This is a genomic window from Symbiopectobacterium sp., from assembly GCF_047692315.1.
In the GTDB taxonomy this organism is placed as follows: domain Bacteria; phylum Pseudomonadota; class Gammaproteobacteria; order Enterobacterales; family Enterobacteriaceae; genus Symbiopectobacterium.
The window spans coordinates 16,981-30,854 of sequence record NZ_JBLLJS010000002.1 but is presented as its reverse complement, the minus strand read 5'-3'; the positions used below and the strand labels follow the sequence as shown (position 1 = coordinate 30,854).

Below are 13,874 nucleotides of genomic sequence, written 5' to 3'. Positions count from 1 at the left end.
CCCATGCCGAACTCAGAAGTGAAACGCCGTAGCGCCGATGGTAGTGTGGGGCTTCCCCATGTGAGAGTAGGGAACTGTCAGGTTTTAATTAAGCGAAGGGGCTGTCCGAAAGGACAGCCCCTTTTTGCTGTGCGTGGTTTTTCACTTTCTCCTGTTATTTGCGCAGAAACAGCGAACATCAAGACTCGCTTTACATCCCATTTCATTAATGTAATAACCTTTCTCTTACTCCCCGTCTGTGACAACATCGAGAATAACTCGTTGTCACTACGCATTTTTGCACGTTGTTTTCATTGTGTTTTACCAAATTATAACAATTTACTTGTGCCGTATGCATGGGCATAGCGCAGCACGCATTTATCACTCTTATAGGGATTTTTACTATGGCAGATGTAACACCACCGCTTGCGGAGCAACACCTAGACCCCCATGATACGCGCAAGAGGATATTCGCCATTGTGGGAGCCTCTTCCGGTAACCTGGTAGAGTGGTTCGATTTTTATGTCTATTCGTTCTGCGCACTCTATTTTGCCGCAGCGTTTTTTCCTAGTGGTGATACCACCACGCAACTCCTGCAAACCGCTGGTGTATTTGCCGTCGGATTCCTGATGCGCCCGATCGGCGGTTGGCTATTTGGTTATATTGCCGATAAGCACGGTCGCCGCACCTCAATGCTTATCTCCGTCTGTATGATGTGCTGCGGCTCGTTCGTTATCGCCTGTTTGCCCACCTATAGCGTGATTGGCCACTGGGCTCCTGCATTGTTGTTGCTTGCGCGTTTGTTTCAGGGGTTGTCAGTTGGGGGGGAGTATGGCACCAGTGCAACCTACATGAGTGAAGTAGCCGTTGAGGGCAAGCGCGGGTTTTATGCCTCTTTTCAATATGTCACGTTGATTGGAGGGCAGTTATTAGCGCTGTTGGTGCTGGTTATCCTGCAACAGTTGCTCAGCACCGAAGAACTGAAAGCCTGGGGATGGCGTATTCCTTTTGCGCTGGGCGTGGGGCTCTCCTATGCGATAGGCAACGCGCTGTTTGGCGGTTCGGCTGAGTACGTCGCACTGTCGCTGAAATCGGCAGGGATTGAACTACGTTCTTCTGGTATGTCTCTGCCATGTGTCTGATGGCGATGTTTGTTTCTCTGCTGCTGCACAGAAAAGGGAAAGAGGCGCAGATGTAAACGGCGCTGCACAGTGTACAGGATGAAGATTATTCAACTTCGGCCTGTGCGCTGTACAAGTTGCGGAAAACTGGTTATCTTCATGCATCTGGATGTCTAAACGTATAAACGGTTGCAGTGAGGTGTAGTGTCATGCCAATTCGGATCCCTGATGAGTTACCTGCGGTAAGTTTTTTGCGCAATGAGAATGTGTTCGTCATGACCACTTCTCGTGCCAGTACTCAGGAGATTCGTCCGCTAAAGGTGCTGGTGTTGAACCTTATGCCGAAGAAGATTGAGACAGAAAACCAGTTCCTGCGCCTACTCTCCAACTCATCGTTGCAGGTGGATATCCAACTGCTCCAACTGCTGCGCATTGATAGCCGTGAATCCAAGAACACGCCTACAGAACATCTCAATAACTTCTACTGTAACTTTGAGGATATTGAAAACGACAACTTCGATGGTCTGATTGTCACAGGCGCACCGCTGGGTCTGGTGGATCTCTGTGATGTGGTTTACTGGCCACAGATAGCAAAAGTGATCGATTGGGCAAGAGATCATGTGACGTCCACGCTGTTTGCCTGTTTGCCTGTTTGCCTGTTTGCCTGTTTGCCTGTTTGCCTGTTTGCCTGTTTGCCTGTTTGCCTGTTGGGCGGTGCAGGCTGGGCTAAATCTGCTGTATGGCATCCCCAAAATGACCCGCAGCAAGAAGCTTTCTGGCGTGTATGCGCACCACACGTTGCAGCAGCATGCGTTGCTTACCCGTGGTTTTGATGAAACCTTCCCGTCTCCCCATTCGCGTTACGCTGATTTCCCCACAGATATTATTCGCCAGTACGCCGACCTGGATATTTTGTTGAGTCTGATGAAGCCGGTGCTTATCTGTTTGCCAGTAAAGATAAGCGTCAGGTGTTCGTCACCGGGCACCCTGAATATGATACTCATACGCTTGCCAGCGAATTCTTTCGTGACCGCGATGCGGGCTTGAACCCTACCGTACCGTTGAACTACTTCCTTGACGACAACCCGGAAAATGCACCAAAAGCGAGTTGGCGCAGCCACGGGCATTTACTGTTTGCTAACTGGCTCAACTATTGTGTCTATCAGATCACGCCGTTCGATCTGCGTCGCATGAATCCAACGCTGGACTAAAACGTTCTACCGTTTCACTCAGGGTGCCCAATGGTACCATTTTTTGTTGCCATAAATTTTGTTTGAAAATTATTTCCCTGATTTTTTCATATTTTTATTTATTTAAATCATCAAGATAAGTTATTTTTGATTAAAAATGGAAATATTTTTTTATTTTTAATATAATTGAATTACGCTTAATTCTGTTGGTTGAAAATTTCGCCCCTTGATAACCCCTCTCTGTTAACAGGGAGCGCGGCCCTGAGAAAAGGAACCCGAGAGATGACGTAACAGACGATAAGCCGAGAGTTGGTATTCAGTGAACGTTTTGGCGTGGCAGAGCATTCTGACAGAAGAGGCCACCGATTTTTTGGCTGGGTTGGTAAACCGCTTCTTGTTGCTAAGAAACGGACTACTGTTGGAAAGACAGCTACACAGCAGCAGAAGATAGATGCAGGAGAACTGCCCGATTTTATTTCGGAAACAGCTTCCATTCGAAATGCTGACTGGACGATTCGCGGCATTCCCGCAGATTTGCAGGATCGCCACGTGGAGATCACCGGGCCAGTCGAATGGAAGATGATCATCAACGCCCTGAACGCTAACGTGAAAGTGTTTATGGCCGATTTTGAAGATTCTCTGTCCCCTTCATGGGAAAAGGTGATCGACGGTCAGCTTAATCTGCGTGATGCGGTGAGAGGCACTATTTCTTACGTCAATGACGAAGGCAAGATCTACCAGCTCAAACCGAATCCTGCCGTGCTGATTTGCCGGGTACGTGGTCTGCATCTGCCGGAAAAACATGTCACCTGGCAGGGGGAAGCGATTCCCGGTGGACTGTTCGATTTTGCTCTCTACTTTTACCATAACTATCAAGCATTGCTGGCGAAGGGCAGTGGCCCTTATTTTTACCTGCCTAAGTTGCAATCCTGGCGCGAAGCTGCCTGGTGGAGCGAAGTGTTCAGCTATACCGAAGATCGCTTTGATTTGCCGCGGGGCACCATCAAGGCCACGGTGCTGATTGAAACGCTGCCAGCGGTATTCCAGATGGATGAGATCCTGCACGCGCTGCGCGACCACATTGTCGGGCTGAATTGCGGTCGTTGGGATTACATCTTCAGCTACATCAAGACATTGAAAAACCATGCCGATCGCGTATTGCCTGACCGGCTCCGTCACCATGGATAAGCCGTTCCTCAATGCCTATTCACGTTTGCTTATCAAAACTTGTCACCGGCGTGGCGCTTTCGCTATGGGGGGCATGGCCGCTTTTATTCCCAGCAAAGAGCCAGCACGTCATCAGTGGGTGTTGGAAAAAGTTCGTCAGGACAAGGCATTAGAAGCAAAAAATAGCCATGACGGCACCTGGATAGCACATCCTGGCCTGGCGGACACCGTGATGGCAGTTTTTGATGAAGCTTTGGGCGAACGCGTCAATCAACTTGAGGTTAGCCGAGAGAAAGATGCTCCGATTGGTGCGGCAGAATTGCTGGCACCTTGTCCCGGCGAACGCACCGAAGCGGGGATGCGTGCCAATATTCGCGTTGCGGTGCAGTACATCGAAGCCTGGATCTCCGGCAATGGCTGCGTACCGATTTACGGGCTGATGGAGGATGCGGCGACGGCAGAGATTTCCCGTACCTCTATTTGGCAGTGGATCCACCACGGCAAGACGCTGAGCGATGGGCAAGTCGTCACCAAGGCTTTGTTCCAGTGCATGCTGGCTGAAGAGATGCTGGTGATTCAGGAGGAATTAGGCGAGGCGCGTTTTAGCGGCGGACGCTTTGACGAAGCGGCGCGTCTGATGGATCAGATAACCACACAAGACAAACTGATCGATTTCCTGACGTTGCCAGGTTACACCCTGCTTGACTAACCGTGCTTGATAAATAGGACACCCCATAATGACAACCTCTCGTACTCAACAAATTGAACAACTGCAACAAGAATGGAAAACCGAACGTTGGGCAGGTATTAAACGTCCCTACAGTGCGGAAGATGTGATTACATTGCGCAGTTCGTTGAATCCGGAATCGACGCTGGCCCAGCACGGTGCCGCCAAACTGTGGGCGCTGTTGCACGGCAGCGCGCGCAAAGGCTATGTGAATTGCCTCGGCGCACTGACCGGTGGGCAGGCATTACAGCAGGCGAAAGCGGGCATTGAAGCTATCTATCTTTCCGGCTGGCAGGTTGCGGCGGATGCCAATCTGGCGTCCAGTATGTACCCGGATCAGTCTCTCTATCCGGCGAACTCGGTGCCTGCGGTGGTGGCGCGTATCAATAATACATTCCGTCGTGCCGACCAGATTCAGTGGGCCAACCGCATTGAACCCAATGATGATCGTCATGTAGATTATTTCCTGCCGATTGTGGCCGATGCGGAAGCGGGTTTCGACGGGGTGCTGAATGCCTTTGAGCTGATGAAATCAATGATTGAAGCCGGGGCTGCGGCGGTCCATTTTGAAGATCAGCTAGCCTCGGTGAAGAAGTGCGGGCATATGGGCGGCAAGGTGTTAGTGCCGACTCAGGAAGCTATTCAGAAACTGGTGGCGGCGCGTCTGGCGGCAGACGTGATGGGCGTGCCGACGTTGCTGGTTGCACGCACTGATGCCGATGCTGCCGATCTGCTGACGTCAGACTGCGACCCTTACGATCGCTAATTCGTGACGGGCGAGCGCACGGTGGAGGGATTCTACCGCACCCATGCTGACATTGAGCAGGCTATCAGTCGCGGTTTGGCCTATGCCCCTTATGCCGATCTGGTGTAGTGTGAAACCTCAACGCCGGATTTGGCGCTGGCACAGCGCTTTGCCGATGCCATTCATCGCCGATATCCCGGCAAGTTGCTGGCCTATAACTGCTCTCCTTCCTTCAACTGGAAGAAGAATCTGGATGATGCCACCATCGCGCGCTTTCAGGATGCGCTGTCGGAAATGGGCTACAAATATCAGTTCATTACGCTGGCGGGCATCCACAGCATGTAGTTCAACATGTTCGATCTGGCCCATGCTTATGCGCAGGGCGAGGGGATGAAACACTACGTGGAAAAAGTGCAGCAGCCCGAATTTGCCGCCATCAACAAGGGTTATACCTTCTCTTCTCATCAGCAGGAAGTGGGTACCGGATATTTCGATAAGGTGACCACTATCATTCAAGGCGGCGCCTCGTCAGTGACCGCATTGACCGGTTCAACGGAAGAGCAGCAATTCTGATCCTAATCGGCCAGCGTCAGCTGGCCGCCACTGTGGGGCGCATTGATGAGGCGTAATCTGGAACAACTGGTGGCGCAGACCATTCTGCAAGGGTTTGATGCGCAGTATGGCCGCTTTTTGGAGGTGACCGCTGGCACACAGCAGCGTTTCGAGCGGGCTGACTGGCAGGCGGTGCAACAGGCAATGAAGCAGCGTATCCACCTTTATGACCATCACGTTGGGCTGGTGGTGGAGCAACTGCGCTGTATTACTGGGCCACGCTGTTACGACGCCGCTTTTCTCGCCAGCGTGAAAACCGTGTATACCACCTTGCTACCGGACTATCCCCGCTTCGAGATCGCCGAAAGTTTCTTTAATTCCGTCTATTGTCGATTGTTTAATCATCGTGAACTCACGACGGATAAGCTGTTTGTGTTCAGCTCGCAGCCTGAGCGGCGTATGTGCGAGATATCGCGCCCGCTGTGTCGCGATATCGTCCCGCGCGATGGGTGGCACGATACGTTAGATAAATTGCTGTCGGAACTGCCGCTGCGTCTGCCGTGGGAATATCTGGCGCGTGATATCGGCAATATTGTCACCAGCCTGACGCAGGCGTTTACGGCGCAGCAGCTAGCTGAAGCACGCTTACAGGTCGCCAATGAACTGTTTTACCGTAACAAGGCGGCGTGGCTGGTGGGTAAGTTGGTATTGCCTGACGATACGCTGCCGTTTCTGTTGCCTATCCACCAAACCGAGCAGGGCGCGTTGTTTATCGATACCTGCCTGATAAGTAAAGCGGAAGCCAGCATCGTGTTTGGTTTCGCGCGCTCCTATTTTATGGTGTATGCCCCGCAGCCGGGTGCGCTGGTGGCGTGGTTGCGGGATATCTTGCCGGGGAAAACCACGGCGGAGCTTTATTGCGCCATTGGCTGCCAAAAACACGGAAAAACCGAGTATTACCGCGAGTACCTCAACCATGTCGCCGCCTCTAGCGAACAATTTATTATTGCCCCTGGCGTTAAGGGGATGGTGATGTTGGTGTTTACCCTGCCGTCGTTCGATCGGGTGTTCAAGGTTATCAAGGATCGCTTTGCACCACAGAAAGAGGTCAGTGCCGCGCGGGTACGGTCCTGTTATCAACTGGTGAAAGAGCACGACCGGGTAGGGCGCATGGCAGATACTCAGGAGTATGAAAATTTCGTGATTGATAAACGCCGTATCAGTGCGGAACTGCTGGAGGAACTCTACCGCGAAGTGCCTGAGAAGCTGGAAGATCTCGGCGATCAGCTGCTCCTGATTAACCATCTCTACATGGAGCGCCGCATGACGCCGTTCAACCTGTATCTGGATTCTGCATCGGTGCAGCAGCAGAGTGATGCGATTGAAGAGTATGGCAATGCCATCAAGCAACTGGCGGCGGCCAATATTTTCCCGATGATATGCTGTTCAAGAATTTCGGCGTAACGCGCACGGACGGGTGGTGTTTTATGATTACGATGAAATTTGCTATATGACCGAGGTGAATTTCCGCGATATTCCGGCTCCGCGCTACCCGGAGGATGAGCTGGCGAGCGAACCCTGGTATAGCGTCGCTCCCAACGATGTTTTCCCCGAGGAGTTTCGCCAATTCCTGTTTGCCGACAAGGCGTTGCTGGCCATGTTTGAGGAGATGCACAGCGAGCTGTTTTCAGCCGATTACTGGCGTCATTTGCAGGCGCGCATTCGTGACGGCTATGTGGAAGATGTGTACGCCTACCGCAGGCGGCAACGCTTCAGCGTGCGCTACGGTAAGCGTCAACAGGCAGGCTAACGCTGGACGTCGCTTAGCTATAGAAATAGCGAACCACGTGGAAGAACACCGGGGCGGCGAAGCACAGCGAATCGATGCGATCCATCATGCCGCCGAAATCTTTCACGCCGCGATCGCGTTTGATGGCTGACATGCATAAGCCGCCTGTAAATCCCAACAGCGTGATCAACAGTGAGATAAAGAAGGCATCAAGAGGGACAAATGGCGTAACCCAGAACAGCGCGGCACAACCCTTCCACCGTTTTATTCGGGCTCAGTTTAGGCACGATGGCGCGCTTGCCCCACAGCTTGCCGAACACGTACTGCAACACATCAGAAATCTGCACCACAATCATCATGAACAGCACCAGCTTGATGTTCTCACCTTCAAAGCCGGGAATGGAGAGCATCAGGAGCGCCGGTGCATAGCTGACGCAGTAGACGGCGATCATCAGGCTCCACTGAATCTTGGCGCAGCGTTCAAGAAAGTGCGTGGTATCGCTTGCCAGTGCCACGCGGGCGGGAATAAACAGAAAGGCATACACCGGAATGAAAATGACAAACAGGTTGTACCATTCGATCCCCACCAGCAGATATTGCAGTGGCAGAATGATAAAGAAGCACCAGAACAACGCTTCATGATCGTCCCGACACGTGGGCGTCAAGGTCACGCATTCGCGCAGCGCGTAAAACGACATTAGCGCAAACAACACCACGGAACCTATCGGGCCGACCAGCATGGCGATCACGGAGATCGTACACATCACCCACCAGGCGCGGATTCTGGCGTTCAGGTTGGCAATGGTGTCGTTCTGCTTGCGGCGCGAAAGCATAAACCCAATCAGGCTGGCAACCATCAGCAGAATAAACAAACCACCCAACAGCAGGAGCAATTCATTGTCGAATTTACGCATGTGACAGCGCCTCCAGCGCCTGTTTCGCCCGGTTCAGGAAATCGATTTTGGTTTCATCCTGCTCTGGGCCAGAAATGGCCTCGCCAAAGGTGGCGCTACAAATGATAGGAACGACAAGCCTTGAGCCTTTTGGCAGCACGCGATTAAGGTTTTCCAACCATACCGGCACCAGACGCGCATTGGGGTAGCGCTGCATCAGATGGAACAGCCCGCTCTTGAATTCGCCCAAGTCGTCGCCGTTACCGCGCGTGCCCTCGGGGAAAAAAATCAATGACTCCTGTTTTTCCTGCACCGTCACCAACGGAGCCAGCAGATCTTCGCTGGAGAAGGGCGTCCCGGATTTCCGTTTCCGCTCGATCAGCACGGCACCGAAGATGCGTGCAGAGAGATAACGGCGCAGCGCCATGCGGTGTTGTTTCGCCATTGGGCCGCTGAAGCGCTGCACCAATCCGCAGGTACCGCCCAGCAGACGAATATACGCCGTTGCCAGCGCCAGCAGCGCGGCTCCCCAACCAAGAAGTGGCGCGTAAGGAAACAACAGTACGCCGTAGCCGACGCCCAACAGTAGCAAGTATCGGATACGCGATCGGGCAACTCGTTATACACTGCCCCTGCCGGGCTGCGCATTCCCCCTTCGACCGCGACCATGCCATCAAGGAGGTTACAGATTAAACGTCCCTGAATACCGAGCGCGCCAGCGATAAACAGGCCTCGTTGCAGGAGTTCGTTGTCACAGCGCCACACGATGAGAAAACAGAGCGCGCCAAGGGCGGCGAACAGAATACTGAAGAGTGAGATAGCATTGGGCGTATAACCTTTACGGCGTAAATAGCGTGCGGCCGCAGTCGCCCATCGTGTCTCGCGCGCCCGAATCGGGCGGCGATCCTGGATGTCCTTTTCCATAACAGTGTGCTCGTGAATTGAGTTCGAGAGCGCACATTATAGCCAATTTTACAGAAAAATTAACGGGTTCTGCCATAAGCCAGCGTCACTTCCTTGGCGGCGCTGATCACTAACGCCCCTAACTCGGTAACACGATCGTCCGTGATGCGGGAAATAGGGCCGGAGATAGAAATGGCAGCGAACGGTTCGCGGTGCTCGTCGAACAAGCAGGCGGCGATGCAGCGTAGCCCCAGTGCGTGCTCTTCATCGTCAAAGGAATAGCCGCGTCGACGGATTTGCGCCAGATCTTCTTTCAGGTGCACCGGTGATACCAGCGTGGCGTGGGTATAAGCATGCAGCCCTTTACGATGCAGCAGACTGCTTACCTGATCGTCGTTTAGGTTTGCCAGAAAGGCATTTCCTGCGCCTGAAGCGTGCATCGGGAGTTTGCCGCCAATCGGCGCAGACATACGCATAAGCGCAGTACACTGTACCTGATCGATAATAATGGCCTGGTAATCGCTGTGGTCCAACACGGCCAGATTAACGGTTTCGCCAGAGGCTTCCATCAGTTTGCTCAACATGGGGTGCACCATGGCCAGCAGGTTGCGGCTTTGCAGAAAGCTGCTGCCGACGATAAAGGCATGGGAGCCTATGGTCCACAGACCCAAATCCCCCACCTGGCGCACAAAGCCTTGCTGCTGCATGGTGGTCAATAAACGGTGGGTGATGGAGTTAGGCAGACCGGCCTGCTGCGCCAGATCGGTAAGTGCGACGCTGCCGTTGGCTTGGGCAATCAGTTCCAGCAGCGTTAAACCACGTGTCAGCGATTGTACCTGGCCCGTTCCTGCAACGCTGGTGCTGACGGCACCCCGTGGTTTTTTGCCGCGCTTGGCGGGCTCCGGTGGCGTCATATTTCGGCTCCTCTCTTTATAGTGGAATTAGTTTTCATTTTTTCCTCCAGGATTGCAACTATTCTTTAGGTTTCAGGCAGATTAGTAGCGAAAGGCGAAAAAAAGTGGTGAAAGACTGAAAAACTCTCATGTGACGCGGAACGGGCAGATTGTTACGATAAACAATCATAATTTGGATAGATACCAACAAGTTCGGTGGGGTTAGGGTGGCAGAGCAAAAACAGGTAACGGCGGTGAATCGGGTTGCGGCATTGCGTGAGCAACTGGCGTAGCGCATTTTGGTGCTGGATGGCGGTATGGGCACCATGATTCAGGGCTACCGGTTACAGGAAGACGACTATCGCGGTGAGCGCTTTGCCGATTGGCACAGCGATCTGAAAGGTAAAAATGACCTGCTGGTGATCACCCAACCTGCCATTATTGCTGCGATCCACGATGCCTATTTTGAGGCTGGCGCGGATATCATCGAAACCAACACCTTCAACGCTACGCCGATTGCGATGGCCGATTATGACATGGCTTCGCTGTCGGCGGAGATTAACCTGGTGGCAGCTCGCCTTGCCCGCGCCTGTGCGGATAAATGGACGGCGCAAAACCCGGCCAAACCGCGTTACGTGGTTGGCGTATTGGGCCCGATCAACCGCACGGCTTCCATCTCGCTGGATGTAAACGATCCTGCTTACCGCAATATCAGTTTCGATCAACTGGTTGAGGCCTACCGAGAATCAACCCGCGCGTTGGTTGAGGGCGGTGTCGATATCATCATGATTGAAACCATCTTTGATACCCTGAACGCGAAAGCCGCAGTGTATGCAGTAGAAACCGAATTCGAGGCGTTAGGCATTGAACTGCCGGTGATGATCTCTGGCACCATTACCGATGCCTCTGGCCGTACCCTGTCAGGGCAGACCACGGAAGCGTTTTACAACTCGCTGCGCCATGCGCGCCCACTCTCTTTTGGCTTGAACTGTGCGCTGGGGCCGGATGAGCTGCGTCAATACGTGGCGGAACTGTCTCGCGTAGCCGAGTGCTATGTGTCTGCTCACCCTAACGCGGGCCTGCCGAATGCGTTCGGCGAATACGATCTTGATGCCGCCGACATGGCAGTGCATATCGGTGAATGGGCGTGCGCCGGATTCCTCAATATTGTTGGCTGTTGCTGTGGTACTACGCCGCAACATATTGCCGCCATTGCCAACGTGGTTGACGGCGTTGCGCCGCGTCCGCTGCCGGAGATCCCGGTGGCTTGCCGTCTTGCCGGGTTGGAACCGCTGACCATCGATGCGGCAACGCTGCTTGTTAACGTGGGGGAACGTACCAACGTGACCGGGGCGGCACGTTTCAAGCGCCTTATCAAAGAAGAAAAATACGGTGAAGCGCTGGATGTTGCCCGTCAGCAGGTGGAGAGCGGCGCGCAGATTATCGACATCAACATGGATGAAGGCATGCTGGATGCCGAAGCCGCCATGGTGCGCTTTCTCAATCTGATTGCCGGTGAGCCGGATATTGCCCGTGTGCCGATCATGATCGACTCCTCCAAGTGGGAGGTGATTGAAAAAGGGCTGAAGTGCATTCAGGGCAAGGGCATCGTGAACTCCATCCCGATGAAAGAGGGACTCGATGTCTTTATCGATCACGCGCGTCAGGTGCGGTGTTACGGTGCTGCCATGGTGGTGATGGCGTTCGATGAAGTGGGGCAGGCGGATACCCGTGCGCGCAAAATCGAGATCTGTCGCCGTGCCTACCAGATCCTGACGCAAGAGGTTGGCTTCCCGCCGGAAGACATTATCTTTGACCCGAATATTTTTGCCGTCGCGACCGGTATTGAAGAACATAACAACTACGCGGTGGATTTCATCGAAGCCTGCGCGGATATCAAGGAACAGTTGCCGCACGCGATGATCTCTGGGGGCGTCTCGAACGTATCGTTCTCATTTCGTGGCAACGAGCCGGTGCGCGAAGCGATTTACGCGGTGTTCCTCTATCACGCGATTCGCAACGGGATGGACATGGGGATCGTCAACGCCGGCCAGTTGGCAATCTACGATGACTTGCCCGCCGAGCTGCGTGATGCCGTGGAAGATGTGGTGCTCAATCGCCGTGAAGATGGCACCGAGCGGTTGCTGGAAATGGCAGAACGCTATCGCGGCAGCAAAACCGACGATGAGAGCAACAAAACGCAGGCGGAATGGCGCGGCTGGCCGGTAACAAAACGGTTGGAATACGCGCTGGTCAAAGGCATTACCGAGTTTATCGAACAGGATACCGAGGAAGCACGGCAGGAGGCTTCTCGCCCCATCGAGGTCATAGAAGGGCCGCTGATGGACGGTATGAATGTGGTGGGCGATCTGTTCGGCGCGGGGAAAATGTTCCTGCCGCAGGTGGTGAAGCAGGCGGTGGCTTACCTGCAACCCTATATTGAGGCGAGTAAGACCAAAGGCAGCAGCGCAGGCAAAGTTTTGCTGGCAACGGTCAAAGGCGATGTGCATGACATCGGCAAAAACATCGTTGGCGTGGTGTTGCAGTGCAACAACTACGAGATCATCGATCTTGGCGTGATGGTGCCGACCGAGAAAATCCTGAAAACTGCCCGCGAAGAGAACGTCGATATCATCGGCCTTTCTGGGCTTTATTACCCCGTCGCTGGATGAAATTCAACGTGGCAAAAGAGATGGAGCGCCAGGGCTTCACATTGCCGCTGTTGATTGGCGGTGCGACCACCTCGAAAGCGCACACCGCGGTGAAGCTCGAACAGAATTACAGTGGCGCAACGGTCTATGTGCAGAATGCCTCGCGTTCGGTCGGCGCTGTTGTCGGAGGGGCAGCGCGATGAGTTTGTGGCGCGCACCCGCAAAGAGTATGAAACCGTGCGCATTCAGCACGGGCGTAAAAAACCGCGTACCCCGCCGGTGACGCTGGCAGCGGCGCGCGCCAATGACAGCCAGCTTGATTGGGATGAGTACACACCGCCAGTGGCGCACCGTCTTGGTGTGCAAGCGGTTAGCGCCAGCATTGAAACCTTGCGCAACTATATTGACTGGACACCGTTTTTTATGACCTGGTCGCTGGCGGGCAAGTATCCACGCATTTTGGAAGATGACGTGGTCGGCGAAGAGGCCAAGCGTCTGTTTGCCGATGCGAATGCCATGCTTGATACCCTCAGTGAGCAGGGGACGCTGAATCCGCGCGGCGTGGTTGGCTTGTTCTCCGCTAATCGGGTGGGGGACGATGTTGAGGTGTATACCGATGAACGCCGTGACGAGGTTTTGTTGGTTACTCACCACTTGCGGCAACAAACGGAAAAAACGGATTTCCCCAACTACTGCCTTGCAGATTTTGTTGCGCCTAAAACCTGTGGCAAGCCGGACTATCTCGGCGCGTTTGCGGTAACCGGTGGATTAGAGGAAGACGCATTGGCGGATGCCTGGGAAGCGCAGCACGATGATTACAACAAGATCATGGTAAAAGCGTTGTCAGATCGTTTGGCTGAGGCGTTTGCGGAATATCTGCATAAGCGAGTGCGTAAGGTGTACTGGGGCTATGCCTCTAACGAAAACCTCAGCAACGACGAACTGATTCGCGAGAATTATCAGGGCATTCGCCCAGCGCCGGGTTATCCCGCATGCCCGGACCACACGGAAAAAGCGCAAATCTGGCAACTGCTTGATGTGGAAAAGCGCACCGGGATGAAACTGACGGAATCTTACGCCATGTGGCCAGGCGCCTCGGTCTCGGGTTGGTATTTCAGTCACCCGGAAAGTAAATATTACGCAGTCGCACAGATTCAGCGCGATCAGATCGAAGACTACGCTGCGCGTAAAGGTATGTCAGTGGCCGACGTCGAGCGCTGGCTGGCACCGAATCTGGGGTATGATGCGGATTAACCCCCGCATG

3 protein-coding genes and 7 pseudogenes are annotated in these 13,874 nt (G+C 53.7%); 7 read left to right on the top strand and 3 right to left on the bottom strand.

Annotation, left to right across the window (positions count from 1 at the left end):
• From ACMZI0_RS00605 to aceK, 6 genes and pseudogenes are all read left to right on the top strand, one after another.
• Nucleotides 1-345 (top strand): hypothetical protein (locus tag ACMZI0_RS00605; RefSeq protein WP_415671563.1); only part of this gene is annotated, 345 nt, incomplete at its 5' end.
• 38 nt (nt 346-383) lie between these two features.
• Nucleotides 384-1,177: pseudogene (locus ACMZI0_RS00600) on the top strand (MFS transporter).
• 132 nt (nt 1,178-1,309) lie between these two features.
• Nucleotides 1,310-2,311: pseudogene (locus tag ACMZI0_RS00595) on the top strand (homoserine O-succinyltransferase).
• 276 nt (nt 2,312-2,587) lie between these two features.
• Nucleotides 2,588-4,166 (top strand): annotated as a pseudogene (gene aceB / locus ACMZI0_RS00590) (malate synthase A).
• A 28-nt stretch (nt 4,167-4,194) separates the two neighbouring features.
• A pseudogene (gene aceA, locus ACMZI0_RS00585) lies at nt 4,195-5,502 on the top strand (isocitrate lyase).
• 45 nt (nt 5,503-5,547) lie between these two features.
• A pseudogene (aceK, locus tag ACMZI0_RS00580) lies at nt 5,548-7,291 on the top strand (bifunctional isocitrate dehydrogenase kinase/phosphatase).
• 13 nt (nt 7,292-7,304) lie between these two features.
• Here aceK and ACMZI0_RS00575 read toward each other — a convergent pair.
• The 3 genes and pseudogenes from ACMZI0_RS00575 to iclR form a co-directional block, all read right to left on the bottom strand.
• A pseudogene (locus ACMZI0_RS00575) lies at nt 7,305-8,184 on the bottom strand (phosphatidate cytidylyltransferase).
• On the bottom strand, nt 8,177-8,755 hold the full coding sequence (locus ACMZI0_RS00570; RefSeq protein WP_415671562.1) for a lysophospholipid acyltransferase family protein: 579 nt from the start codon (nt 8,753-8,755) through the stop codon (nt 8,177-8,179). Before ACMZI0_RS00570 ends, ACMZI0_RS00575 begins: the two are co-directional and overlap by 8 nt.
• A 391-nt stretch (nt 8,756-9,146) precedes the next feature.
• The gene (iclR, locus tag ACMZI0_RS00565; RefSeq protein WP_415671561.1) at nt 9,147-9,980 is read right to left on the bottom strand and encodes a glyoxylate bypass operon transcriptional repressor IclR; all 834 of its coding nucleotides are present in this window, start codon (nt 9,978-9,980) and stop codon (nt 9,147-9,149) included.
• Nucleotides 9,981-10,255: 275 nt separating this feature from the next.
• Here iclR and metH point away from each other — a divergent pair.
• Nucleotides 10,256-13,864 (top strand): annotated as a pseudogene (gene metH, locus ACMZI0_RS00560) (methionine synthase).
• The last annotated feature ends 10 nt before the right edge of the window (nt 13,865-13,874 follow it).